The sequence below is a fragment of the Burkholderia sp. LMU1-1-1.1 genome, assembly GCF_040675865.1.
Taxonomy (GTDB): domain Bacteria; phylum Pseudomonadota; class Gammaproteobacteria; order Burkholderiales; family Burkholderiaceae_D; genus Rugamonas.
In genome coordinates, this window is sequence record NZ_JBEGHG010000004.1 from 167,307 (window position 1) to 190,499 (window position 23,193).

Annotated in this window: 22 protein-coding genes; 11 read left to right on the forward strand and 11 right to left on the reverse strand. The window is 64.6% G+C overall.

All coding sequences use genetic code 11. The features are described from left to right. Window positions 1-16: 16 nt before the first annotated feature. The gene (locus MRBLMU1_RS05520) at window positions 17-1,060 is read left to right on the forward strand and encodes a carbonic anhydrase (protein ID WP_363498210.1); all 1,044 of its coding nucleotides are present in this window, start codon (window positions 17-19) and stop codon (window positions 1,058-1,060) included. A gap of 1 nt (window position 1,061) precedes the next feature. Here the strand turns inward: MRBLMU1_RS05520 and MRBLMU1_RS05525 are convergent, their stop codons facing one another. From MRBLMU1_RS05525 to tsaE, 3 genes are read right to left on the reverse strand one after another with little or no spacing between them, the layout of a single operon-like run. Further along, complete coding sequence (locus MRBLMU1_RS05525; protein ID WP_363498213.1) at window positions 1,062-1,904, reverse strand: D-hexose-6-phosphate mutarotase; 843 nt, start codon at window positions 1,902-1,904, stop codon at window positions 1,062-1,064. A gap of 34 nt (window positions 1,905-1,938) precedes the next feature. Next, a complete protein-coding gene (locus MRBLMU1_RS05530; protein ID WP_363498216.1) occupies window positions 1,939-3,423 on the reverse strand; it encodes an N-acetylmuramoyl-L-alanine amidase in 1,485 nt (494 codons plus the stop codon). Next, window positions 3,387-3,872, reverse strand: coding sequence for a tRNA (adenosine(37)-N6)-threonylcarbamoyltransferase complex ATPase subunit type 1 TsaE (gene tsaE / locus MRBLMU1_RS05535; RefSeq protein ID WP_363498401.1), 486 nt, complete (start codon window positions 3,870-3,872; stop codon window positions 3,387-3,389). Before tsaE ends, MRBLMU1_RS05530 begins: the two co-directional genes overlap by 37 nt. 67 nt (window positions 3,873-3,939) lie before the next feature. Between tsaE and queG the strand changes: the two genes are divergently transcribed. Together queG and MRBLMU1_RS05545 are read left to right on the forward strand one after the other, a co-directional pair. Beyond that, a complete protein-coding gene (gene queG, locus MRBLMU1_RS05540; RefSeq protein ID WP_363498219.1) occupies window positions 3,940-5,076 on the forward strand; it encodes a tRNA epoxyqueuosine(34) reductase QueG in 1,137 nt (378 codons plus the stop codon). 67 nt (window positions 5,077-5,143) lie between these two features. Further along, window positions 5,144-6,901, forward strand: a complete 1,758-nt coding sequence (locus MRBLMU1_RS05545; protein WP_363498222.1) for a DUF885 domain-containing protein — start codon at window positions 5,144-5,146, stop codon at window positions 6,899-6,901. A 6-nt stretch (window positions 6,902-6,907) separates the two neighbouring features. On the opposite strand, the gene MRBLMU1_RS05550 is transcribed toward MRBLMU1_RS05545, so the two are convergent. The 4 genes from MRBLMU1_RS05550 to MRBLMU1_RS05565 form a co-directional block, all read right to left on the reverse strand. After that, window positions 6,908-7,159 (reverse strand): hypothetical protein, encoded by a 252-nt coding sequence (locus MRBLMU1_RS05550; protein ID WP_363498404.1) that lies wholly within the window; start codon window positions 7,157-7,159, stop codon window positions 6,908-6,910. Beyond that, entirely contained in the window at window positions 7,065-7,349 is a 285-nt protein-coding gene (locus MRBLMU1_RS05555; RefSeq protein ID WP_363498225.1) for a BrnT family toxin, read from the reverse strand. Before MRBLMU1_RS05555 ends, MRBLMU1_RS05550 begins: the two co-directional genes overlap by 95 nt. A 64-nt stretch (window positions 7,350-7,413) precedes the next feature. Further along, complete coding sequence (locus tag MRBLMU1_RS05560; RefSeq protein ID WP_363498228.1) at window positions 7,414-8,001, reverse strand: response regulator transcription factor; 588 nt, start codon at window positions 7,999-8,001, stop codon at window positions 7,414-7,416. Between the two features lie 3 nt (window positions 8,002-8,004). Beyond that, complete coding sequence (locus tag MRBLMU1_RS05565; protein ID WP_363498231.1) at window positions 8,005-10,032, reverse strand: sensor histidine kinase; 2,028 nt, start codon at window positions 10,030-10,032, stop codon at window positions 8,005-8,007. Window positions 10,033-10,160: 128 nt separating this feature from the next. Here MRBLMU1_RS05565 and MRBLMU1_RS05570 point away from each other — a divergent pair, with 128 nt between their 5' ends. The 3 genes from MRBLMU1_RS05570 (at window position 10,161) to MRBLMU1_RS05580 (ending at window position 13,056) form a co-directional block, all read left to right on the forward strand. After that, window positions 10,161-11,147, forward strand: a complete 987-nt coding sequence (locus MRBLMU1_RS05570; protein WP_363498234.1) for a TRAP transporter substrate-binding protein — start codon at window positions 10,161-10,163, stop codon at window positions 11,145-11,147. A 62-nt stretch (window positions 11,148-11,209) separates the two neighbouring features. Next, on the forward strand, window positions 11,210-11,779 hold the full coding sequence (locus tag MRBLMU1_RS05575) for a TRAP transporter small permease (protein ID WP_363498237.1): 570 nt from the start codon (window positions 11,210-11,212) through the stop codon (window positions 11,777-11,779). Further along, on the forward strand, window positions 11,776-13,056 hold the full coding sequence (locus MRBLMU1_RS05580; protein WP_363498240.1) for a TRAP transporter large permease: 1,281 nt from the start codon (window positions 11,776-11,778) through the stop codon (window positions 13,054-13,056). Before MRBLMU1_RS05575 ends, MRBLMU1_RS05580 begins: the two co-directional genes overlap by 4 nt. 282 nt (window positions 13,057-13,338) lie before the next feature. Here MRBLMU1_RS05580 and MRBLMU1_RS05585 read toward each other — a convergent pair whose 3' ends face one another. Next, complete coding sequence (locus MRBLMU1_RS05585) at window positions 13,339-13,557, reverse strand: hypothetical protein (protein ID WP_363498407.1); 219 nt, start codon at window positions 13,555-13,557, stop codon at window positions 13,339-13,341. On the opposite strand from MRBLMU1_RS05585, the gene MRBLMU1_RS05590 reads away from it, so the two are divergent. The 3 genes from MRBLMU1_RS05590 to MRBLMU1_RS05600 all read left to right on the forward strand — a co-directional run bounded on the left by MRBLMU1_RS05590 (window position 13,490) and on the right by MRBLMU1_RS05600 (window position 15,175). Then, the gene (locus tag MRBLMU1_RS05590; protein ID WP_363498243.1) at window positions 13,490-14,041 is read left to right on the forward strand and encodes a methylated-DNA--[protein]-cysteine S-methyltransferase; all 552 of its coding nucleotides are present in this window, start codon (window positions 13,490-13,492) and stop codon (window positions 14,039-14,041) included. The two genes, MRBLMU1_RS05585 and MRBLMU1_RS05590, sit on opposite strands and share 68 nt — an antisense overlap. Then, a complete protein-coding gene (xerD, locus tag MRBLMU1_RS05595) occupies window positions 14,017-14,922 on the forward strand; it encodes a site-specific tyrosine recombinase XerD (protein WP_363498246.1) in 906 nt (301 codons plus the stop codon). The genes MRBLMU1_RS05590 and xerD overlap by 25 nt, the downstream gene beginning before the upstream one ends. 70 nt (window positions 14,923-14,992) lie before the next feature. After that, window positions 14,993-15,175 carry a hypothetical protein gene (locus MRBLMU1_RS05600; RefSeq protein ID WP_315213841.1) on the forward strand — a complete coding sequence of 61 codons (183 nt, stop codon included), beginning with the start codon at window positions 14,993-14,995 and terminating at the stop codon, window positions 15,173-15,175. A 101-nt stretch (window positions 15,176-15,276) separates the two neighbouring features. Here the strand turns inward: MRBLMU1_RS05600 and MRBLMU1_RS05605 are convergent, their stop codons facing one another. Together MRBLMU1_RS05605 and MRBLMU1_RS05610 are read right to left on the reverse strand one after the other, a co-directional pair. Then, window positions 15,277-18,405: an efflux RND transporter permease subunit gene (locus MRBLMU1_RS05605; RefSeq protein WP_363498250.1), complete on the reverse strand. Its 3,129-nt coding sequence runs from the start codon at window positions 18,403-18,405 to the stop codon at window positions 15,277-15,279. A 2-nt stretch (window positions 18,406-18,407) separates the two neighbouring features. Beyond that, complete coding sequence (locus MRBLMU1_RS05610) at window positions 18,408-19,643, reverse strand: efflux RND transporter periplasmic adaptor subunit (RefSeq protein WP_363498253.1); 1,236 nt, start codon at window positions 19,641-19,643, stop codon at window positions 18,408-18,410. Between the two features lie 222 nt (window positions 19,644-19,865). On the opposite strand from MRBLMU1_RS05610, the gene MRBLMU1_RS05615 reads away from it, so the two are divergent. Next, window positions 19,866-21,605 (forward strand): putative bifunctional diguanylate cyclase/phosphodiesterase, encoded by a 1,740-nt coding sequence (locus MRBLMU1_RS05615; RefSeq protein WP_363498256.1) that lies wholly within the window; start codon window positions 19,866-19,868, stop codon window positions 21,603-21,605. Here MRBLMU1_RS05615 and MRBLMU1_RS05620 read toward each other — a convergent pair whose 3' ends face one another. Beyond that, window positions 21,606-22,613 carry an endonuclease/exonuclease/phosphatase family protein gene (locus MRBLMU1_RS05620; protein ID WP_363498259.1) on the reverse strand — a complete coding sequence of 336 codons (1,008 nt, stop codon included), beginning with the start codon at window positions 22,611-22,613 and terminating at the stop codon, window positions 21,606-21,608. It abuts the gene before it with no gap. A gap of 48 nt (window positions 22,614-22,661) precedes the next feature. Between MRBLMU1_RS05620 and MRBLMU1_RS05625 the strand changes: the two genes are divergently transcribed. Beyond that, on the forward strand, window positions 22,662-23,153 hold the full coding sequence (locus MRBLMU1_RS05625) for an aminoacyl-tRNA deacylase (RefSeq protein WP_315213853.1): 492 nt from the start codon (window positions 22,662-22,664) through the stop codon (window positions 23,151-23,153). Window positions 23,154-23,193 lie beyond the last annotated feature (40 nt).

A 23,193-nucleotide genomic window follows, 5' to 3' on the forward strand; every position in this document is an offset into this window, starting at 1 on the left:
TTTATTCTGGAAACTCATGCGTACCGTGCCCGCCCTGCTCACCCTGATTGCCTGCTGCTGCGTCGTCACGAGCGCCGGCGCCGCAACCGATCCGCTCATTTCGCCTTCGGCGAAATCCCCGATCGCCGGTGTGGGGGGCGTGCGCGCCGGCGCGGCCGGTGCCGTCGGTGCGTCGGCCGCCGCTGGCGCCTCCAGCGCGTCCAGCGCATCGTCGCCGGCCCGCAAGCCGACCGAGGCCGACGCGGAGGCCGAACTGTCGGCCAAGATCGCCGCCCGCCTGGCCATCATGCGCGCCAACCAGCAGGCCCGGGCCGCCGCCGCGGCCAAGGCCAAGAAGGCGGCCGCCGTGGCCGCCGCCGCGCCGCCGCCGGCGCCCAAATTCTTCAGCAACACCTGGTCCTACGAGGGCGAGACCGGTCCCGCCAACTGGGGCAAGATCAATCCCGCGTGGGCCAAATGCGGCAGCGGCAACCGCCAGTCGCCGATCGATATCCGCGACGGCATGAAGGTCGAGCTGGAACAGATCACTTTCGACTACCACCCGTCCACCTTCAACGTGACCGACAACGGCCACACGGTGCAGGTGATGGTCGGCGGCGGCAATTTCCTCACGGTGCAGAACCGCATGTATGAACTGATCCAGTTCCATTTCCACCGGCCGTCGGAGGAACGCATCAACGGCAGGGGCTACGAGATGGTGGTGCACCTGGTGCACAAGGACGGGGAGGGCCGCATCGCCATGCTGGCGCTGCTGCTGGAGCGCGGCAAGCCGCAGCCGGTGATCCAGACGGTGTGGAACAACCTGCCGCTGGAAAAGCTGGAGACCTTGGCGCCGGCGGTGGTGCTCGACCCGATGGAGCTGCTGCCGGCGCGGCGCGACTACTTCACCTTCATGGGATCGATGACGACGCCGCCCTGCCAGGAGGGCGTGCTGTGGCTGGTGATGAAGGAGCCGGTTCAGGCCTCGCCGGCCCAGCTGGCGCTGTTCAGCCGCCTCTATCCCTTGAATTCGCGGCCGATCCAGCCGGGCTCCGGCCGCATCATCAAGGAATCGAACTGATTCAGTCGGCGCAGATGCGGTGCTTGCCGGTCCAGGCGGCGCCGGCTTCCAGCGGCCGCTGGTCCACGCGCGCCGGCTCGATGCAGACGAAGCGCAGGTACTCGTCGTCGGCCAGGTCGACCAGCGCGGCCGCATCGGCCTGACCCGGATTCCACACCACCCATTCGCTGAAACCCTGCTGGTCCAGCCGCAGCGTGGCGTTGGCCGTGTTCAGCGTGAGCGACGGCGTCGATTGGTACAGGCGGTCGTGCTTCTCGGTGAAGTGCAGCGCCGGATGCTCCTGCGTGGCCGTGTTCAGATGGTGGTCGGTGTACCGCTGGTGCTGCAGGCCGCTGATGCTGGTGGCGCTCAGGTGGCCGACGTCGTAATAGGTGTGCAGCGCCACGCCGAACGGGAAGGCCTGCGTACCGCTGTTGCGGACCGTGAACCCGGCGTCGAGCGCGTCGCCGTGCAGGGTGAAGCGCAAGGTCAGCTCGAAGGCGTGCGGCCACGCTTGCGCGTGTTCCGCTTCCAGATCGTCCTGATCGAGGCTGAACTCCAGGAAGGAGTGGCCGCCGTCGCCGCCACTGTCGGTCAGGCGCCAGGTGCTGACGCGGGCGAAGCCGTGGCGCAGGCCCGGGCCGCGCACATTAAACTGCGGGAAGATGACCGGCACGCCGCCGCGTATCGCCTTGCTGCCGTCGAGCGGCGTTTGCGCACTGACGAACAGGCGCTCCTTGCCGTCGCCGGTTTTCCAGGACAGCAGATGGGCGCCGAACAGCGACACCGTCGCTTGCGCGCCATCGGCGGCGGTGAGTCGCACGGCGGGCAGCGCGCCGAATTCTGTCATCGTAACTACAGCCATGGTTCTTCCGTTTGGTTGATGTGTTTGGGATGGTTCAGGTCAGCCGGTTCTTCGCCAGCGGCGGATTCTTGGCGAAATAGCGCCGTATGCCTTTGACGATGGCGTTGGCCATCTGGTTCTGGTAGCCGTCGTCGAGCAGCTTGGCCTCTTCCTCGGGATTGGAGATGAAGGCCGTCTCGATCAGGATGGACGGGATGTCGGGCGCCTTGAGCACCGCGAAGCCGGCCTGCTCGACCGAGCCTTTGTGCAGGCGGTTGATGCCGCCGATCTCGCCCAGCACCGATTTGCCCAGCTTCAGGCTGTCGTTGATCTGCGCCGTGGTGGACAGGTCGAACAGCACGCTGGCCAGTTGGCGGTCGTGGTTCTTGACGTTGACGCCGCCGATGGTGTCGGCCTGGTTCTCCTTGTCCGCCAGCCAGCGCGCGGCGGTCGAGCTGGCGCCTTTTTCCGACAGCACGAACACCGACGAGCCGCGCGCGGACGGCTGCACGAAGGCGTCCGCGTGGATCGACACGAACAGGTCGGCCTGCACCTTGCGCGCTTTCTCCACGCGTTTTCCGAGCGGGACGAAGTAGTCGCCATCGCGCGTCAGCATCACGCGCATGTTGGGCGCTTCCTCCAGCTTGGCCTTGAGACGCTTGGCGATGGCCAGCACGATGTCTTTTTCCTTGCTGCCGTTCTTGCCGGAGGCGCCGGGGTCTTCGCCGCCATGCCCGGGGTCGAGGGCGATGGTGATCATCCGCACCACGTTGTTCTTGTCCGCTTTGTCGGCCTTGTCTGCGGCCTTGGCCTGGGCCTCGGCGGTCTTGACCTGGTTGCGCAGTTCGTCGCGCGGCTCGGCCTTCATGTCCGGTTTCAGCGCTTCGAGCTGCTCGCGCGGTGTCGGGGCGTTGGCGGCCATCTCCGCCTCGCCCGGTTTGAGCGGCGGCATGTCGCCTTTCGGCGTGCTGCCCGTGGCCGCCGACGACGATTCCGGCGGCGGTTTGCCGTCGCTTGACCAGTTGCCCTTTTCGATCATCGCGGCGATCGGGTCGACTTCCTTGACCGGATACAGGTCGAAGATCAGCCGGTCCTTGTAATTACCGGCCGGCGGCAGGGTGAAGACCTGCGGCCGCACCTCTTCCTTCAGGTCGAACACCAGGCGCACCACGTTGGGCCGGTTCTGGCCCACGCGCACCTGCTTGATGTACGGGTCGTTGGACTGGATCTTGGCGACCAGGCTTTTGAGCGTCGGATTGAGCTCCAGGCCTTCAATGTCGACCACCATGCGTTCCGGGTCCTTGACGATGAAATGGGTGGCCTTGAGGACGGCGTCGTTTTCCAGCGTGACGCGGGTGTAGTCGTCGGCCGGCCACACGCGCACGGCCAGGATCTGCGCGGCGCTGGCGCGCAGCGGCGCGGCGAGCGAGGTCACGGACAGCATCAGGGTGGCGCCGGCCTTCAGGACGGTGCGCCGCGAGACGGCGGGAGTGGACCCCGCGCTCACATGTTGGGAGCGAATTTGAGTCTTTGAAGGCATGAGTTACCCAGGGCGGTGGACGCCTGCAATTCTACATCACGGCCGTTGCCGGCCACGGTCAGATACAGGTCGATATCGGGCGGCGGCAGCACGCGGTCGGCCTTTTCGGGCCATTCGACGATGCAGATGTTGTCCCCGTTGAAGTCTTCACGGAAGCCGGCGTCGAGGAATTCCTCGGGGCTGCCCATGCGGTAAAGGTCGAAATGGATGACGCCCACGGCGCGGCCGCCCAGTTCAATTCGATATGGTTCCGACAAGGTGTAGGTCGGGCTTTTGACGGTGCCGGCGTGGCCCGCCGCGTGCAGCAGGGCGCGGGTGAGGGCGGTCTTGCCTGCCCCCAGGTCGCCGTGCAGGTAGATCGTCAGTCCCGGCGCCAGCGCGCGCGCCAGGGCCGAGCCCAGGGCGGCGGTCGCGGCTTCGTCGTGGAGATGGGCTGTGAAGTGCTGCATCGAATAGAATGTCATGTTGGTTGAATCGCTAGCCATTGTAACCGCCCGCGTCCCTCTCAAACCACTGATGTCCTTGCCAGAATCCAATTTAGCCGAACTCGCCCTCAGCATCAAGCGCTGGGGTGTGGAGCTGGGCTTCGCCGAAATCCGCATCACCGACATCGACCTCAGTCATGCCGAGGCGGGACTGCGGGCGTGGCTGGACGCCGGCATGCATGGTGAAATGGACTACATGGCCGCCCACGGCATGCTGCGCGCCCGCCCCGCCGAACTGGTGCCCGGTACGGTGCGCGTGATCAGCGCGCGCATGAACTATCTGCCGAGGGAGGCGGAAACCGGCCTGGAGGCGGCCCCGGAAGGGGATGATTGGCGCGAGCGCGAACGGCGCCGGCTGGGCGATCCCGGCGCCGCCGTCATCTCGGTCTACGCGCGCGGCAGGGACTATCACAAGGTGCTGCGCGCGCGCCTGCAGCAGCTGGCCGACAAGGTCAAGGCGGAAATCGGCGACTTCGGCTACCGCGTGTTCACCGATTCGGCGCCGCTGATGGAGCTGCCGCTGGCAGAGAAGGCGGGCCTGGGCTGGCGCGGCAAGCATACCTTGCTGTTGAGCCGCACCGCCGGCTCGATGTTCTTCATGGGCGAGTTCCTGGTCGACTTGCCGCTGCCGGTCGATGCGCCGACCGGCGCCCACTGCGGCCAGTGTTCGGCGTGCATCGACATCTGCCCGACGCAGGCGATCCTGGGGCCGGGCCGGCTCGACGCCCGGCGCTGCGTGTCCTACCTGACCATCGAACTGAAAAGCGCGATCCCGCTCGAACTGCGGCCGTTGATCGGCAACCGGGTGTACGGCTGCGACGACTGCCAGACCGCCTGCCCGTGGAACAAGTTCGCGCAGCGCGCGGTGCTGTCCGATTTCGACGTTCGCCATGGACTGGGCAGCGCCTCCATGGTCGAGTTGTTCGGCTGGAGCGAGGAGGACTTCAACCGCAAGATGGAGGGCAGCCCGATACGCCGCATCGGCCATGAGCGCTGGCTGCGTAATCTGGCGGTAGGCCTGGGCAACGCGGCGGCGGCCGGCGCCAGGGGCGACGTGGAGATCGTCGGCGCGCTCACGGCGCGCCTGCAGCACCCGTCTGCGCTGGTGCGCGAGCATGTCGAATGGGCTTTGGCCTGTCACACCGAAGGCTTCGCAACCCAAGCCTGAGCACTGGTCCGGCCGGCCCGATTGGGCTACACTCGTGCGGTTATTCTCCTTTAATAGGCCGATGCCCATGCAAACTTCAACCAGGTTCATAGCGCTGCTCGCCGGCGCCTCCTTCTCCCTCGCCGCGCAGGCGGTCAGCTTCGACGCATGGGCCGACAAGGTCGCCGACGCCAAGGTGCGCAGCGACCCGGAACAGGCCACGCAGAAGCAGTACTTCAGCGGCAAGGAGCAGGACGTGCTGGACCGCGCGCTGACGCCCAACACGCCGGCATACCGCAAAGACCAGGTGGCCAAGGCCAAGGCCTCGCTGAAGCAGCTGGCGGCGATCGACCAGAAGGCGTTGACGCCGCAGCAGCGCGCCAGCGCCGCCGCCATCGCCTGGAACCTGCAGGGCGTGGTCGACGCGGTGGAATTCGAGGATCACCAGTTCGTGTTCAACCAGTTCACCGGCCTGCATGTGCAGATCGTGAACTTCCTGTCGCAGCAGCATCCGATCCGCAACGAGCGCGACGTCGAAAACTATCTGGCGCGCTTGAAGTCCGTCGCCGGCAAGATCGACACCGGCATCGCGCGGGCGCAGGGCGCCGCCGGCCGTGGCTTCCTGATGCCGACCTTTATCACGCAATCGTCGATCGGGCAGCTGGACCGCTTCCTCGATGGCGGCGCGGAGAAGAACGTGCTGGTCGCCTCGCTGGTTCAGCGCATGGCGGCGTTGAAAGATGTCTCGCCGGAGCGGCAGGCCAAGTTCACCGCGGAGGCCACGGCGACCGTCAAGCAGGCCATCCTGCCGGCGTTCGAGCGCACCCGCACGCTGCTGCGGGAACAGCTGCCGCGCACCACCGACGACGCCGGCCTGTGGCGCTTGCCGAACGGCGACAAGGCCTACGCGCTCGCGCTGCGCCGCATGACCACCACCGACTACACGCCGCAGCAGATCCACGACATCGGTCTGAAGGAAGTGGCGCGCATCGAGAAGGAGATGGATGGTTTGCTGGCGTCGTTGGGTTACAAGGATGGCGGCATCAAGGAGCGCATGGTCAAGCTGGAGGCCGATTCGCAGCCGAAGGAGGCCGACCCGCGTCCGGCGATGCTGGCGCGCTACGACGCGCTGATGCGCGACGCCGAAGCGCGCGCGAAAGATTTGTTCGATGTGACGCCGAAGGCGCCGGTGGTGGTCAAGCGCGAGCCGGCGTTCACGGAGAAAACGGCGGCCGCGCATTACTCGGCGCCGGCCAAGGATGGCACGCTGCCGGGCGTTTTCTGGGCGCCGATGCCGGGACCGGATTTCCGCATCGTCGGCATGCGCACCTTGGTGTATCACGAGGCGGTGCCGGGTCACCACTTCCAGATCGCGCTGCAGCAGGAGAATATGGGCTTGCCACGTTATCGCCGCGATCGCGTGTTCGGTTCGGGATCGGCGTATGTCGAGGGCTGGGCGCTGTATGCGGAGCAGCTGGCGTCGGAAAACAAGTGGTATGACGGCGATACCGTTGGACGTTTGGGGCAGCTCGACGCGGAGCTGTTCCGCGCCAAGCGGCTGGTGGTCGATACCGGCCTGCACGCGATGAAGTGGACGCGCCAGCAGGGCATCGACTACGGCATTCCGGCGTCGGAAGTGGAGCGCTATGTGGTGATGCCGGGGCAGGCGTGCGCGTACAAGATCGGCATGATCCGCATCCTCGATCTGCGCGCGAAGGCGGAGCGGGCGTTGGGCGACAAGTTCTCGATCAAGGCTTTCCACAACACGGTGCTGCAGACGGGCGATGTGCCGTTGTCGGTGCTGGAGAAGGTGGTGGACGAGTGGATCGCCACGCAGAAGGGGTGATGCGCGTCAGGTGCCCGTTTTCTTGGGAATTTTTTGGAACGGGTGTTCGCCTGGCAGCGTGATCTTGGCCTTTGACCAGTAGGCCTCTACCGCTGCTGCATCGTTTGGATCGTAAGGCGAATCCGGGTCGTCAACCCAATTGGGGGCCCTGGCAATTGCCGCGTCAATTTGTTCTTGGGCGAAATAGGGCTCTAAAGTACTTTTGCATTTCATGTTCGTCACCGTATCTGCAAGAAATGATGCGCGCGTTGTCGGCACGTGGTGTCCAGATCATGACGACAACGTCCCCGCGAAACAGGCCCAGGCTTTTTAATCGTATTTCATGGTGACCCGCGTCGCTGTCCTCCTTGGACAGCATTGGATAGTCAAAAATGGCTTCCAGATCGGCAAAATCGATGTCGTGTTTCCGTAAGTTTTCTGGCCGTTTATTTTCGTCCCATGTGATCATCGGACGATCATGTCATCCCATGTTAGGCGGCGAGATGAGGGAAATCAAGCAAGTTGATGCGGTTTTATTTCAGCAAGCCCGCCAGCTCGACCGCTGTTTTAACCTGCATCTTGTCGAAGATGTGCGCGCGGTGAACCTCCACCGTGCGCATGCTGATGCCCAGCTGGTCGGCCACCACCTTGTTCATTTTTCCCGCCAGGATCAGGTCCAGCACTTCGCGCTCCCTCACCGACAAGGTGGCCAGGCGCGCGTGCACGGCCGCCATCTCGCCGGCCTTGCGCGAACCGGCCAGCCCTTCCTGCACCCGGTCCATCAACTGGTTGTCGTTGAACGGCTTCTCGAAGAAATCGAAGGCGCCGCGCTTCAGGGTGTCGACCGCCATCGGCACGTCGCCGTGGCCCGTCAGGAAAATCACCGGCATGCGCTGCGTCAGTCCGCGCGCGGCCAGCTGGTCGAACACCGCCACGCCGTTCATGTCCGGCATGCGCACGTCGAGCAGCACGCAGTCGCCGTCGGCGTCGAATTCGCCCATCTCCACCTGCTGCAGGAACTGCAGCGCGCCCTCGTAGGCGCGCGACGCTATCCCGCGCGAAGTGGCCAGCCAGGTCAGCGAGTCGCGTACGACCGCTTCGTCATCGACGATGTGCAGCATTTCTCAGGTCTCCTGTTCCGTGGCCACCGTCACCGCCGGCAGCACGAACGTAAATATGGTTCCGCCTTGCGGATTGGGGCTGTAAGTGAGCGAGCCCCCGTGGAATTCTATCGCAGTCCGGCAGATGTTCAATCCCATGCCCATCCCCTCGGCCTTGGTCGAGAAAAAGGGCGAGAACAGGCGCTGGGCCACCTCGTCCGGAATGCCGTGCCCCTGGTCGATCACCGCCACGCTCACCTGCGCCGTGGCCGCATCATACTCCGCCACCACGTTGAGCATGCGCCGCTGCGGCGGAATGTGCTGCATCGCCTCGATGGCGTTGCGGGTCAGGTTCAGCAGCACTTGCTCGATCATCACGCGGTCGGCCAGCACCGCCGGCAGATCCTCGGGGATGTTGGTCTGGTAGGAGACGTAGCTTTGGCGCGCCTGCAGCTCGATCAGCGCCTGGATGCCGTCGAGCAGCGACTGGATGCCGACCGACTGGCGCAGCGGCTCGCGCTTCTTGACGAATTCGTGCACGCTGCGGATGATCTGGCCGGCCCGCTGCGCCTGCGCGCTGGCCTGCTCCAACGCCGGTTTGAGCAGCCCGGCGTCGACCGTGCCGCCCTTGTCCTGCGCCCGTCCCAGCACATTGAGCGCGCCGGTGGTGTAGCTGGAGATGGCGGCCAGCGGCTGGTTCAGTTCATGCGCCAGCATCGAGGCGATTTCGCCCATCGTCGCCAGGCGCGCGCTGGCCTGCAGCTTCTCCTCCTGCTGGCGGTTCAGTTCCTCCACGCGCTTGCGGTCGGAGATGTCGAGGATGGAGCCCATCCAGCCGGTCTGCTTGCCGTGGTTGTCCACCAGCGGCGCCTCGAACACCAGCACCGGCACGCGCTGGCCGTCGGGGCGCAGGAAGAAGGTTTCGAACTGCGGCGTGACCTTGCCCGCCAGGACCGAGGCGAAGCGGGTCTGGTATTCCTCCATCGCCTCCGGCGCCCAGTAGGGCATCGGCGGCAGGCGGCCGACGATGTCCTCGGCCGGGTAGCCGACGATCTGGCAGAACGCCGGATTGACGTAGGTGATGCGGCCTTCGAGGTCGCGCGCGCGCAAGCCGGTCACCAGCGAGTTCTCCATCGCGGTGCGGAACGACATCTGCTGGCGCAACGCGCCCTCGGCGGCCAGGCGCCGCGAGATGTGGCCCCACAGCGCCACCAGGCTCCATAACAATCCCAGCGACAGCACGATGACCGAGCCGACCAGCAAATTGGGCAGCAGCTTGGGCGCGCTCTTGACGCTGTCCGTCACCAGCCGCACCGAGGCCCCGGGCAGGTCGAGCGCGCGCTTGTGGGTATAGACGCCATGGCCCGGACCGGCCGCCGCGCGCCGCGCCAGCACCTTGTCGTCGCGGTCGACCAGCGTGACCTGGTTGTCCTGCGCGAACCACCACGGCACCATTTCGTCGAGCAGCGCGCTGGTTTTATAGGTGGCGACCAGGTCGCCGAGGTAGTTGGCGCCGCTGAACAGCGGCACGTGGTAATCCATCAGCACTTCGGACGGGGCGGCGGCGGGGTTGGCCTCCTGCACTTCGGGCTGCGTGTACATGGCGTTGCGGGTCTTGCGGGTCAGCTCCATGGTCGCGCGCGAGGCGGCCGTCAGCACCACCGGGGCCGCTTGCGGGTCGCTGGTCGCCACCAGCGATCCGTCCGGCCGCAGCCAGACCACCCGCAGCAGCTCCTTGCCGTTCTTGAGTATCCGGCCCAGACGGTCGTGGCCCTGTTCCGGCGTCAGGCGCCCGATGCCGATCTCCTGCGCCAGCGCGGCCAGGCTTTCCTCGTCCCTGCCCAATTGAAAACGTATCGTTTGCTCAACCCACAGCGTGTCGGCGATCAGCTGTTCCTGGCGCTCGTTGCTCTCCATCTGGCGCGCCTGCCACGGCAGCCAGATTAAAATCGCCAGAAAAAACAACACCAGCACGATCGGCAGCAGCCAGCGCAGCGTCGAGTTGGCGCCGGGACGTCGGGCTGCAAGCGGCTGGGAATGCGGGTTTGTCATGGGCGCTCAGGGTATAGCGTTGGCGGAAAAGGGTCATTGTGGTTTTCCACAATTGAATAATGCGGCGTTGTCCTGAAGAATCTATCAAACTACAATAATAGTGTACTTTCACACCCCCTGGAGACTTCATGAAACTGAAACACGCACTGCTCGTGCTGAGCGCAGCATTGAGCTTTAACGCCTACGCGCAAGCTCCCGTCGTCATTAAATTCAGCCACGTGGTGGCGACCGACACTCCGAAGGGGCAGGCGGCCGAGCGCTTCAAGCAATTGGCCGAGAAGGCCACCAACGGCCGCGTCAAGGTCGAGGTCTATCCGAACAGCCAACTTTACAAGGATAAAGAGGAACTCGAAGCGCTGCAGCTGGGCGCCGTGCAGATGCTGGCGCCGTCGCTGGCCAAGTTCGGCCCGCTGGGCGTGAAGGAATTCGAAGCCTTCGACCTGCCGTTCATCTTCCCGTCCAAGACCGCGCTGTACAACGTCACCGAAGGCGAAATCGGCAAGGGCCTGATGAAGAAGCTGGAGCCGAAGGGCATCACCGGCCTGGCGTTCTGGGACAACGGCTTCAAGGTCATGTCGGCCAACAAGCCGCTGCGCGTGCCGGCCGACTTCAAAGGCCTGAAGCTGCGCATCCAGTCGTCCAAAGTGCTGGACGCGCAGATGCGCGCGCTGGGCGCCAACCCGCAGGTGCTGGCGTTCTCGGAAGTGTATCAGGCGCTGCAGACCGGCGTGGTCGACGGCACCGAGAATCCGCCGTCGAACATGTACACCCAGAAGATGCATGAAGTGCAGAAGTACGTGACCGTGTCCAACCACGGCTACCTGGGCTACGCCGTCATCGTCAACAAGAAGTTCTGGGACGGCCTGCCGCCGGACATCCGCACCGCGCTCGACAAGGCGATGAAGGAAGCGACCACGTTCGAGAAGGCCATCGCCCAGCGCGACAACGATCTGGCGCTCGAGGCGATCAAGAAGACCGGCAAGACCGAGATCTACACCCTGAGCGTGAAAGAACAGGCGGAGTGGCGCAAGGCCCTGCTGCCGGTACAGCAATCGATGGAAAGCCGAATCGGTAAAGACCTGATCTCGGCCATCAACAAAGAAGCGGCAAAATAAAGCTCGCCCGGCGGGGCGGCGCTCGCCGCCCCGTCCACAATTCCTCACTGAAGGATCCCTCCATGAAATTCCTCGATAAACTCGAAGAATGGATCATCGCGACCCTCATGGGCGCGGCGACCGTTCTGATCTTCGTATCGGTCGTCCATCGCTACCTGTCCGGGCTGCCGATTCCCGGCCTGCAGGACTACCTGATTCAACTCAATACCAGCTGGGCGCAGGAAGCCTGCATCTATATGTTCGTCTGGATGGCCAAGTTCGGCGCGGCCTACGGCGTGCGCACCGGCATCCACGTCGGCGTCGACGTCATCATCAACCGCATGAGCACCCCGTGGCGCAATAAATTCATCGTCTTCGGCCTGCTGGCCGGCGCGCTGTTCACCGGCATCATCGGCACCCTGGGCGCCAACTTCGTCCATCACATGGCGCAGACCGACCAGACCTCGGCCGATCTGGAGCTGCCGATGTGGATCGTCTACCTGGCCGTGCCGCTCGGTTCCTACCTGATGTGCTTCCGCTTCCTGCAGGTGCTGGTGGCCTTCGTCAAGACCGGCGAACTGCCCAAGCACGACCACTCGCACGTCGAGGGACTGGAAGACGAATTGAAGGCTGAAAAAGGAGCGAACGCATGAACGCCATGATTATCTTCGTGCTGCTGCTGGCGCTGATGTTGACCGGCATGCCGATCTCCATCTCGCTCGGCCTGACGGTGCTGACCTTCCTGTTCACCATGACCGAGGTGCCGATCGACACGGTGGCCCTCAAGCTGTTCACCGGCATCGAGAAATTCGAGATCATGGCCATCCCGTTCTTTATTTTGGCGGGCAACTTCCTCACCCATGGCGGTGTCGCGCGGCGCATGATCAACTTCGCCAGCTCGATGGTCGGCCACTGGCATGGCGGCCTGGCCCTGGCCGGCGTGCTGGCCTGCGCGCTGTTCGCGGCCGTGTCCGGTTCGTCGCCCGCCACCGTGGTGGCGATCGGCTCGATCATCCTGCCGGCGATGGTGCGCCAGGGCTATCCGAAAGCGTTCGGCGCCGGCGTCATCACCACCTCCGGCGCGCTGGGCATCCTGATCCCGCCGTCGATCGTGATGGTGATGTATTCGGTCACCACCAACACCTCGGTCGGCAAACTGTTCATGGCCGGTGTGGTGCCTGGCATCATGCTGGCGTTCTTCCTCGGCCTGACCACCTGGTATCTGGCGCGCAAGCACGGCTATCCGCGCATGCCCAAGGCCGGCTGGGGCGAGCGCTGGTCGACCTTCCGCAAGAGCGCCTGGGGCCTGCTGCTGATTGTCATCGTCATGGGCGGGATTTATACCGGCACGTTCACGCCGACCGAGGCGGCGGCGATGGCGGCGGTGTACGCGTTCATCATCGCCGTGTTCGTCTACAAGGATTTGAAGATCTCGCAGGTGGGCAAGGTGCTGCTGGATTCGGCGGCGATGTCGGCGATGCTGCTCTACATCATCACCAACGCCATCCTGTTCTCGTTCCTGATGACCAGCGAAAACATCCCGCAGGCGATGGCGGAATGGATCACCGGCCAGGGCCTGGGCGTGATCACCTTCCTGCTGGTGACCAACATCCTGCTGCTGTTGGCCGGTAATGTGATGGAGCCGTCGTCGATCGTGCTGATCATGGCGCCCATCCTGTTCCCGGTGGCGATGAAGCTGGGCATCGATCCGGTGCACTTCGGGATCTTGATCGTGGTCAACATGGAAGTGGGGATGTGCCATCCGCCGGTCGGCCTGAACCTGTACGTGGCCTCGGGCATCACCAAGATGGGCATAACAGAATTGACCGTTGCCGTGTGGCCATGGTTGCTGACAATGCTGGGCTTCTTGATCTTGGTCACATATGTACCACAAATTTCTTTGTGGCTCCCAAATTTAATTTACTCTTAAAGTAACGCTGCGCTGCAACCTGAAAAAAACGGGAAAAACCGAAAAAGATGCGTTATGATGGCGTCGCTCTCAGGGGTTCCCGAATAAGCAAATTTGGTTCGGTAGCAAGAGCAAGGAATTGTAGGTGGGGAGTGTGATAGAAACGGTACTTAATACCGGCAATCGATCGAGGAGACACACGTTTTACAGAATGTCGTTGTGATAGTCGCTGCAGGCCGCCACAAGCGCGCTACGGGGACACGCAAACGACCGGGAACGTGAAGCAGGTTTAAAAACGCACCGTCAGGTGCGTTTTTTTTCGCCCGGCGTTTTACAATGCGGGCGTGGCGCGAAAACCTTGGCGCCGCCGCCGGACCACTTTCGCGACTTCCACAACAAAAGGTTGTCGCGGGCACGCAACATGATGGTGCGTTGCGAAAAACGGCCGAGATCAATGAAGACCTTTTTTGGTGCATCAACTGTGACGAATATACAACAGCAGCGTGAATTTTTTTCTGCCATCGTGGAATTGCCATTCGGGAAAATTGGAGTGCGCACCGCAAGTGGTCTGATCACTGAGCTGTGTTACCTGCCGCCCCATTTTGATGCAAAGGCCGCCGGGGACGCGACGGCGGCGATGGCTGTTGCCCAGCTGCAAGCGTACTGCGACGATGCCGATTACCGCTTCGACCTGCCGCTCAAGCAGGCCGGCACCGACTTCCAGAAGATGGTGTGGGGCGCCATCAGCTCCATCCCGCGCGGCAGCGTGCGCACCTACGGCGAGCTGGCCAGGCACATCGGTTCGGCGCCGCGCGCGGTGGGGCAGGCCTGCGGCGCCAACTGGTTTCCTGTCGTGGTGCCGTGCCACCGCGTCACCTCCGCCGCCGGCCTGGGCGGCTTTGCCAACAGCGACGATCCCAATGGCTACCTGCTGGGCATCAAGCGCTGGTTGCTGGCCCACGAAGGTTCGAGCGAGTACGCATGGCAACAGACAACACTGCTCTGATCGACGAGTTCTGCGACAGCCTGTGGCTGGAGGACGGCCTGTCGAAAAACACGCTGGAGGCCTACCGGCGCGACATGCGCCTGTTCGCCCGCTGGCTGGAGTCGCAGCGGCCGAACGTGGCCGGGCTGGCGGCCGTGGCCACGCACGATATCCAGGGCTATATCGCCGCGCGCCACGAGGACAGCGGCAAGGCCACCTCGTCCAACCGGCGCTTGTCGGTGATCAAGCGCTTCTACCAGTTGCTGCTGCGCCAGCGCCGCATCACGGACGATCCCAGCCTGAAACTGGTATCGGCCAAGCAGCCGCACCGCTTCGTCCACACGTTGAGCGAAATTCAAGTTGAGGCGCTGCTGGCGGCGCCCAACGTCAACACGCCGCTGGGCCTGCGCGAGCGCACCATGCTGGAGCTGATGTACGCCAGCGGCCTGCGCGTGTCTGAGCTGGTGGACCTCAAGATGCTGGAGCTGAGCCTGAACGACGGCGTGCTGCGCATCACCGGCAAGGGCGCCAAAACGCGGCTGGTGCCGTTCGGCCAGCAGGCCCGGGTCTGGATCGAGCGCTACGTGAAAGACGCGCGCGGCTTGATCCTGAACGGCCAGGTCGACGACGCGCTGTTCGTCACCGGACGCGGCGGCCCGATGACGCGGCAGATGTTCTGGGTCGTAATAAAAAAACATGCGTTGAAGGCGGGCATCACGGCGCCGCTGTCGCCGCACACCTTGCGGCATGCTTTCGCCACGCATTTGCTCAACCATGGCGCCGACTTGCGCGTGGTGCAGTTATTGCTTGGTCATTCGGACATCTCCACCACGCAAATCTATACCCATGTCGCACGGGAACGCCTGAAGCATCTGCATGCGCAACATCATCCCCGAGGCTGAAAAACTTGCATCGGCCGTATCTGCGTCATAATGTGAGCAGGTAATCAACCGGATAGAGAAGAGGTAGCAAATGGCGAAGACAAACTTCCAGTACGAAAAACGTCAGCGCGAGCTGGAAAAGAAGAAAAAAGCGGATGAAAAAGCCCGGCGCAAGGCCGAGCTGAAGGCCAACCCGGGCCTGGCCCAGGAGGGCGAAGTGGTTGAGGACGACGAAGAGGGCGGCGAGCCCAGCGCCGAGCCCGCCAAAGAATAAGCCGAAGCAAGCCGACCACGGTTCCACGTAGGGCGGATTAGCGCGACGCGCGTAATCGGCCATGCATGCGCCGTCGGCGGCTCGTGGCCGGTTACGCTGCGCTAATCCGCCCTACGGACCACGTGCAGGTGCTCGATGGTTTCCTCATGTTCCTCGTGCTGCCTGCGCTTGAAGTACCGCACGCAGCGCTTGCCGAGGTTGTCCAGATACGTGTACGCCACCGGCACCACCACCAACGTCAAAATGGTCGACGTGATCACCCCGCCGATCACCGCGCGGCCCATCGGCGCCTGCGTCTCGCCGCCTTCGCCCAGGCCGATCGCCATCGGCAGCATGCCGAACACCATCGCCAGCGTCGTCATCAAAATCGGCCGCAGCCGCACCTGGCCGGCGCTCATTATGGCCTCGAACTGCCCCATACCCTCGCGCTGCGCCTGGTTGGTGAAGTCCACCAGCAAAATCGCGTTCTTGGTCACCAGCCCCATCAGCATGATGAAGCCGATCACCGAGAAGATATTCAGGGTGCTGCCCGTCGCCAGCAGCGCCACCAGCACGCCGATCAGCGACAGCGGTAAGGACATCATGATGGCCACCGGCTGCAGGAAGCTGCCGAACTGCGACGCCAGCACCAGGTAGATGAAGATCACCGCGATGCCGAGCGCGATCATGGCCGAGGTCATGCTTTCTTCCATCTCCTGCGCGTTGCCGCCGACGTCGAAGCGCACGCCGTCCGGCAGATCGATCTCCTTCATCGCCTTGCGCACGTCGCCGTCGACGTCGCCGCCGGGACGGCCCTCGGTGTTGGCGTAGATCGCCACCCGGCGCTGCAGCGCCTGGCGCTTGAGCACCTGCGGGCTGAACGACGGCACGAAGTCGACCACCTGGCGCAGCGGCACCATCACCGGACGGCCATCGGGACCCAGCTTGCTCGACGCCAGCGACAGGTCGGCCAGGTCGGCCACCTTTTGCCGGCCCGACTTGGGCAGCTGCACGTTGACGTCGTAGTTCTGGCCGTCGGAGGCGAGGAAGTGGCTGGTGGTGTCGCCGGCCACGAACGGGCGCAGCGCGGTGCCGATCTGCTGCACCGTCAGGCCCAGGTCGCTGGCCAGCTCGTTGTTGATCTTGACCGTGGTCGACGGGTTGGCGCCTTCCTGGCTGTATTCCAGGTCGACCAGGCCCTTGATCGGACGCATCTTGTCCATCAGGCGGTGCGCCACGGTGTCGAGCTTGCCTTCGTCGGTGCCGAGGATGGCGATGAAGATCGGCTTCCAGCCGACCGACATCGTGATGCCGGCGATCTTGCCCAGGCGTTCGCGGATCTTGCCTTCCATGACTTTTTGCGACGGCCGCTTGTGGGTCTTGCGGTCGACCAGTTTCATGTCGATGCGGGCGGTGTTGCGGCCGTCCTCGGTGCCGACGACGGCGATGACGCTGGCGATCTCGGGGAACTCCTTGAGCGCCGCCTCGACCTGTTGCACCTTGTTGTCGTTGTATTCCAGGCTGGAGCCGACCGGCGTCTTCATCTGCAGGTTGACCCAGCCGTTGTCCTGCTCCGGCATCATCTCGCCGCCGATCATCGGCACCAGCATCAGGCTGCCGGCGAACAGCGCGAAGGCGAACGCCAGGGTCAGCTTGCGCCAGCGCAGCGCCAGGCCCAGGATTTTTCCGTACACCACGTGCAGCCGGTCGACGCCGCCTTCGAGCCAGTGCATCAGGCGGCCCAGCCACGGCACGTACTTGAAGCGGTCCTTGACCGGATCGGGCCACACCGACGACAGCATCGGGTCGAGCGTGAAGCTGACGAACAGCGACACCATCACCGCCACCGCGACGGTGATGCCGAACTGCAGGAAGAAGCGGCCGATGATGCCCTGCATGAAGGCCACCGGAATGAACACGGCGACGATGGCGAAGGTGGTGGCCATGACGGCCAGGCCGATCTCGTTGGTGCCGTCCTCGGCCGCCTTGCGGTGGTTCTTGCCCATGCCGAGGTGGCGCACGATGTTCTCGCGCACCACGATGGCGTCGTCGATCAGCAGGCCGATGCACAGCGACAGTGCCATCAGGGTCAGGAAGTTCAGGGTGAAGCCGAACACCTTCATCGCGATGAAGCTGGCCATGACCGAGATCGGCAACGTCAGTCCGGTGATGATGGTCGAGCGCCACGAGTGCAGGAAGAAGAACACGATGACCATCGTCAGCACGGCGCCTTCGATGATGGTGCGCTTGACGTTGTCGAGCTGGCTTTTCACCTTGACCGATTCGTCGTTGAGCAGGGTTAAGGTGATGTCCGACGGTAGCGATTTCTGCAGCTCGGCGACCACCTTCTGGATGCGCGTGCCGACCTCGACCACGTTGGCGTCCTGCACCTTGGTGATGTCGATGGTGACGGCGCGCTGGCCGCTCAGGCGTGAGATCGACATCTCTTCCTGGGCGCCGTCGATCACGGTCGCCACCTGTTCCAGGTAGACCGGGCCGTTGGCGCGGCGGGCGACGATGATCTTGTTGAAGTCGCGCGCCTCCTTCATCTTGTTTTCGACGCGCACCAGCTGCTCGTTGCCGGCGAAGCTGATCGAGCCGGCCGGCAGGTTGGTGTTGGTGGCCTGGATCGCGGCGATGACCTCGTCGACGCCGATGGCTTGCGCGGTCAGGTCGTTGGGACGCAGGCTGATCAGGATCTGGCGCGCGGCCATGCCGTTCAGGCGCACTTGGCCGACGCCGGCCACGCCCTGGAAGCGCTTGCCGATGACCTGGTCGGCCATGGTCGACAATTCGCGCAGGGTGTGGGCGGTAGCGGTCAGGCCGATCTGGGCGATGGGGCGGCTGTTCTCGCCCTCGAAGCGGACGATGAACGGGTCCTTCGCTTCCTTGGGGAAGCGCGGGCGCACCTGCGCGACCTTGTCGCGGATGTCCTGCATCGCCTTGTCCATATTGGTCGACAGCTCGAAATCGACGTAGACGGCGCCGCGTCCCTCCCACGAGTTGGCGCGCAGGGTCTTGATGCCGCTGACGGTGTTGACCACTTCCTCGATCGGCCGCGTGATGTCGTTCTCGACCGCCTCCGGCGACGCGCCCGGATAATTGACCTCGATCATCGCGCCGGGAATGTCGACGTTGGGCATCGCTTCCATGCCCAGTTCGCGGTACGAGAACATGCCCAGCACCACGAGCGCCACCATCACCATGGTGGCGAACACCGGGTTCTGGATACTGGTTTTAGTGATCCACATGGTTAGCCCTTCGCCAGCATGGCCGCTTTGGCCAAGGTTGCCCCCCCGGTCGGGGTGGCGGTCGCGGGCAGCTTGACCTGCGCGCCCGGCTTGACGGCGTTGAGTTTGGAGACGATGACGTTGGCGCCCTTGTCGAGGCCGTCGGTGACCTCGGCGTAGCCCTCGTCGTCGTTGCGCAAGCCCAGGGTGACCGGCTGCGCCACCACCTTGCCGTTCTCGATCTTGTAGACCACCTGCTTGCCCTGGTCGTCGCGCAGCGCCGTCATCGGCACGATGGGCGCGACGCCCGAGCGGTCGGTGACGATGCTGCCCTTGGCGAACATGCCGGCGCGCAGCGCGCCGTCGTCGTTGCGCACGGCGATGTAGACCAGCATCGAGCGCGAACCGGCCTCGGTGGCCGGATTGATGCGCGCCACCTTGCCCTCGAACTCGCGTTTCTGGAAACCGTCGACCTTGAAGCGCACGTCCTGGCCCACCTTCACGCGCGGGATTTCGGACGCCGGCACCTGCGCCTCCAAGGTCAGTTCCGACAGGTTGACGATGCTGTAGATCGGCATGTCCGGCGCCAGCTTCTCGCCGGCCTGCACATGGCGTTTGCTGACCACGCCGCTGATCGGCGCCTTGATGATGCCGTCGTTGAGCGCGATACGGGCGATCTCGACCATCGCGGCGGCCGACTTGACGTTGGCGCGCGCCAGCGCGACCGTGTTCTGCGTCGAGTCGAAGGCGTTTTGCGAGATGTATTTTTGCGACAGCAATGCCTGGCTGTTGGCTTCGTTCTTGGTCGCCATCGACAGCTTGGCCTGGGCTTCGTCGAGCATGGCCTGCTGCTGTTGCAGGCGCGCGCGCAGGTCGGCCTGGTCGATGCGCGCCAGCACCTGGCCGGCGCTGACGGCCATGCCTTCCTGCACCGTGGTGGCCTCCACCACGCCCGAGATCTTGGACTTGATGGTGGCCGAACTCAGGGGCGCCAGCGAGCCGGATAAGGGCAAGCTGACCGCCAATGATCTGGCATCGATGGCCGCGACGTCGCCGCTGGCCAGTTCGAAGACTTCCTGTTTCTTCTCTTTCTTGCCCTCGGCCTGCGCCGCCGGAGGCGTCGTCGCGCCCTGGTTGCCGCGCATGACGGTCCAGCCGCCGGCCGCCAGGCCCAGCACGATCAGGACGGCGACCGGCTTGCGCCAGCTTTTGTTACGCACGGTAGGCATGGAGGCGGGGGGCAAGGTTTCAATTTTCATATCGTTCTTCTGCGAATGTTGTGGCGCCGGAGGGACCGCGCATGTTGGCACTTTATGAATTTGCAAGGGCGATCGCCATCGAAATGCGACGAGTGGCGCAAAAGCGCGGCTGAAATGCTTAAAACCGGGATCAAGCGTGTTTGAGACAAGTCAATGGCGCTTCCGCCGCAGGCGCAAGAATGGCGAAGGCCTGCGAAGGCGCGAACGCCAAAAGAGGGCCATGTGTCAGTCGACTTCCACCTGATGTACGAAAACACCAGTGACGCCGTCGTGCTGATGCGTGACGGGCGCGTCGTCGGCGCCAATCCGGCCGCGCTGGCCATGTTCGAATGCGACGATCCGGCGGACATGCTCGGCCAGGAGCTGGCCGATTTCTCGCCGCTGCAACAGGCCGAGGGCGCGCTGTCGGCGCCGCTGCTGCGCGAGCGGGCGGCGCGCGCGCACGGCGACGGCAACCACCGCTTCGAATGGTGCTGCGTCGGCCGCCGGGGCCGCCAGTTCTGGGCCGAGATACTGATGACCGCCGTTGCGCACGAGGACGGGGCGCTGCTGTACACGGCGATCCGCGATATTTCCGAGCGCCGCAACGAGCAACTGACGATGTACCTGGCGCTGATGTCCGACCTGGCCGACCGCCGCCGCACCGAGGCGCGCACCCGCCATCTGGCCGAGCACGATTTCCTGACCGACCTGCCGAACCGCGTGCTGTTGTTCGACCGCATGAGCCTGGCGCTGGCGGCGGCCCGGCGCAACCACCGCATGGCCGCCATCCTGTTCCTCGACCTGGACCGCTTCAAGTACATCAACGACACGCTCGGCCACCATGTCGGCGACCTGCTGCTCAAGGAGGTGGCGGCGCGGCTGGTCAAGTGCGTGCGCGGGGTCGACACGGTCAGCCGCCAGGGCGGCGACGAGTTCGTCGTCATCCTGGCCGACATCGGCGGCATCGAGCAGGCGGCGCACGTGGCGGCCACCATCCAGCAGGCCATCGCCCAGGAGTTCGTGCTGGAACCGCACCGGCTGCACGTGAGCACGTCGATCGGCGTCAGCATCTTTCCCGGCGACGGCGCCGACATCGAGACCCTGATGAAAAACGCCGATCTGGCGATGTACCACGTCAAGGAAAGCGGCAGGAACGGCTACCAGTTCTTCAGTCCGGAAATGAACGCGCAGATCGCCGAGCGCGTGGCGTTCGAGAACGAGCTGCGGCGCGCGCTGACCGACCGGCAATTCACGCTGGAGTACGAGGCCGAGGTCGACATCGCCAGCGGCAAGCCGCTGGGGGCCGAGGCGTTGATACGCTGGCGCCATCCGACCCTGGGCCTGCTGCGGCCCGAGCGCTTTATCGGCGTCGCCGAGGACAGCGGGCTGATGGTGCGGATCGGCGAGTGGGTGCTGGAGCAAGCCTGCCTGGCGGGACGGCGCTGGCGCGACGCCGGCCATCCGCTGGTGGTGGGCGTCAATTTATCGCAGACGCAGTTTTTGCAAAAGAACCTGGTCGACAAGGTGCGCGCGGCGCTGGAGGCGTCCGGCCTGCCGCCGGCGCTGCTGCAGCTGGAGCTGACCGAGGCCATGCTGATGAAGCACAGCGCCGGCGCGGCCGCCACCCTGGGCGCGCTGCGGGCGCTGGGCGTGCGGCTGGCGCTGGACGACTTCGGCACCGGCTACACGCGGGTCGGGCATTTGAAGGAATATCCGCTGGACAAGCTGAAGATCGATTTATCGTTCGTCAGCGGCATCGGCGAAGGTGATGGCGACGCGGTGGTGCACGCGCCGGTGGTCAACGCCATCATCGCGATGGCGCACAGCCTGGGGTTGACGGTGCTGGCCGAGGGCGTGCAGACCGAGGCGCAGCTGCGGTTCCTGCGCGAACACGGCTGCGACCAGTATCAGGGGCGCCACGCCCGCCACGGCGGCAGCCTGGACGGCTTGGGCGGCTTGCTGGATGGCGGCGACGGCTGATCACATCTCCGTCGTCCGCTCGCGGCCCCGGCGCTCGTCATACATGCGCACCCGCACCACCACCTGCCCGTGGTCCGACGCCTCCGGCTTGGCCTGCAACAGGTGGTCGTTCAGATACGTCACGTCCATCACCTCGCCCACCGCGAAACGCGACGCCGGATTGAATTCCTCCGACACCAGCACATGGTCGATGGTCATGTAATGGCCCTCGTGGATGTTGGTGTAGCCGACATGGCGCAAACGGTCGCGGCCGCGCTGGATCTGGTTGCTGTCGAACAGCCGTCCGCTCAGCTCCTCGTCGGCCAGCCCCACGCAGCCCGACCCCATGACGATGGTGGTGGTGACGGCGTCGGCGGTGTCGTTGAAGTCGCCCAGCACGATGCGCGGGCGGCGGCCGTCGCGGTCCATCTGGCTCAGCAGCGCGCGCAGCGCCACCGCCTCGGTGCCGCGCCGTATCAACGAGCGCAGGTTGGCGTGCGCGTACAGCATGGCCTCGTCGCCGGGGTCGCCGTGGCGGTAGTCGGGACGCTTGGATTTGAGGTGGATCACCAGCACGTCGATGACGCGCTCGTCGGGCAGCACCACCTGCGCGTGCAGCGGCGCGCGGGCGAAGCGGTCGGCGTCGCGGTTGCCCTCGGGCATGGCGACACCGTCGGGGAACAGCTGGTAGGCGTGGGCCGGCGCCGCCAGCGGCAGGCGCGAGATCAGCGCCACCTGCGGCGTCAGGCGTGGCTCGCCGGTCAGCGGATCGGGCGCCGGATCGAAGCCCGACAGCGACGCCTCGCGGTAGCGGCGGCTGTTGGCCAGCACGTCGCGCAGCGCGGCCATCGAAAACACTTCCTGCAAACCGATGACGTCGGCGTCGAGCTGGTCGAGCTGCTGGGCAGTCCACAGCACCTTGGCCTGGTATTCGGCCGGCGTGAGCGGCGCCAAGTTGTCGTACAATTTCGCCCCAGGCTGGGAAAGATTGCAAACATTGAAAGTGGCAAAGCGAATTTCCTGCTGCATAATGAGAAACTCCTGTAGACGACAACCTTCACGAACAGCGTATCACGCATGGCCAAAAAAGAGCACATCTCCGAGACCCCGGCGACGCAGTTTCTGCGCAAGCACAAGGTCCCTTTCACCGAGCATCCCTACGACTACGAGGAGCACGGCGGCACCAGCGTGTCCTCGCGCGAGCTGGGCGTGGACGAACACCACGTCGTCAAGACCCTGGTGATGCAGGACGAAGCCGCCAAACCCTTGATCGTGCTGATGCACGGCGACTGCAAGGTGTCGACCAAGAACCTGGCGCGCGGCATCGGCTGCAAGTCGGTCGAGCCCTGCAAGCCGGACGTGGCCACGCGCCACAGCGGCTACCAGATCGGCGGCACGTCGCCGTTCGGCACCCGCAAGGCGCTGCCGGTGTATGTCGAGGATAGCATCCTTGCGCTGGAAACCATTTATATCAATGGCGGCAGGAAGGGATACCTGGTCGGCATCGCGCCGCAAGTGCTGGTCGACCTGCTGGGGGCCAAGCCCGTCCACTGCGCTCTGGCCGACTGAGCGCTGGCAGTGTATATTCTTGGCTCCCCAGTGGGGACGT

Bases quoted from the DNA above. Each gene is read 5' to 3' on its own strand.
- MRBLMU1_RS05520 (WP_363498210.1), top strand. From the start codon at position 17: ATGCGTACCGTGCCCGCCCTGCTCACCCTGATTGCCTGCTGCTGCGTC.
- MRBLMU1_RS05525 (WP_363498213.1), bottom strand. From the start codon at position 1,904: ATGGCTGTAGTTACGATGACAGAATTCGGCGCGCTGCCCGCCGTGCGA.
- MRBLMU1_RS05530 (WP_363498216.1), bottom strand. From the start codon at position 3,423: ATGCCTTCAAAGACTCAAATTCGCTCCCAACATGTGAGCGCGGGGTCC.
- tsaE (WP_363498401.1), bottom strand. From the start codon at position 3,872: ATGCAGCACTTCACAGCCCATCTCCACGACGAAGCCGCGACCGCCGCC.
- queG (WP_363498219.1), top strand. From the start codon at position 3,940: ATGTCCTTGCCAGAATCCAATTTAGCCGAACTCGCCCTCAGCATCAAG.
- MRBLMU1_RS05545 (WP_363498222.1), top strand. From the start codon at position 5,144: ATGCAAACTTCAACCAGGTTCATAGCGCTGCTCGCCGGCGCCTCCTTC.
- MRBLMU1_RS05555 (WP_363498225.1), bottom strand. From the start codon at position 7,349: ATGATCACATGGGACGAAAATAAACGGCCAGAAAACTTACGGAAACAC.
- MRBLMU1_RS05560 (WP_363498228.1), bottom strand. From the start codon at position 8,001: ATGCTGCACATCGTCGATGACGAAGCGGTCGTACGCGACTCGCTGACC.
- MRBLMU1_RS05565 (WP_363498231.1), bottom strand. From the start codon at position 10,032: ATGACAAACCCGCATTCCCAGCCGCTTGCAGCCCGACGTCCCGGCGCC.
- MRBLMU1_RS05570 (WP_363498234.1), top strand. From the start codon at position 10,161: ATGAAACTGAAACACGCACTGCTCGTGCTGAGCGCAGCATTGAGCTTT.
- MRBLMU1_RS05575 (WP_363498237.1), top strand. From the start codon at position 11,210: ATGAAATTCCTCGATAAACTCGAAGAATGGATCATCGCGACCCTCATG.
- MRBLMU1_RS05580 (WP_363498240.1), top strand. From the start codon at position 11,776: ATGAACGCCATGATTATCTTCGTGCTGCTGCTGGCGCTGATGTTGACC.
- MRBLMU1_RS05590 (WP_363498243.1), top strand. From the start codon at position 13,490: ATGAAGACCTTTTTTGGTGCATCAACTGTGACGAATATACAACAGCAG.
- MRBLMU1_RS05585 (WP_363498407.1), bottom strand. From the start codon at position 13,557: ATGGCAGAAAAAAATTCACGCTGCTGTTGTATATTCGTCACAGTTGAT.
- xerD (WP_363498246.1), top strand. From the start codon at position 14,017: ATGGCAACAGACAACACTGCTCTGATCGACGAGTTCTGCGACAGCCTG.
- MRBLMU1_RS05600 (WP_315213841.1), top strand. From the start codon at position 14,993: ATGGCGAAGACAAACTTCCAGTACGAAAAACGTCAGCGCGAGCTGGAA.
- MRBLMU1_RS05605 (WP_363498250.1), bottom strand. From the start codon at position 18,405: ATGTGGATCACTAAAACCAGTATCCAGAACCCGGTGTTCGCCACCATG.
- MRBLMU1_RS05610 (WP_363498253.1), bottom strand. From the start codon at position 19,643: ATGAAAATTGAAACCTTGCCCCCCGCCTCCATGCCTACCGTGCGTAAC.
- MRBLMU1_RS05620 (WP_363498259.1), bottom strand. From the start codon at position 22,613: ATGCAGCAGGAAATTCGCTTTGCCACTTTCAATGTTTGCAATCTTTCC.
- MRBLMU1_RS05625 (WP_315213853.1), top strand. From the start codon at position 22,662: ATGGCCAAAAAAGAGCACATCTCCGAGACCCCGGCGACGCAGTTTCTG.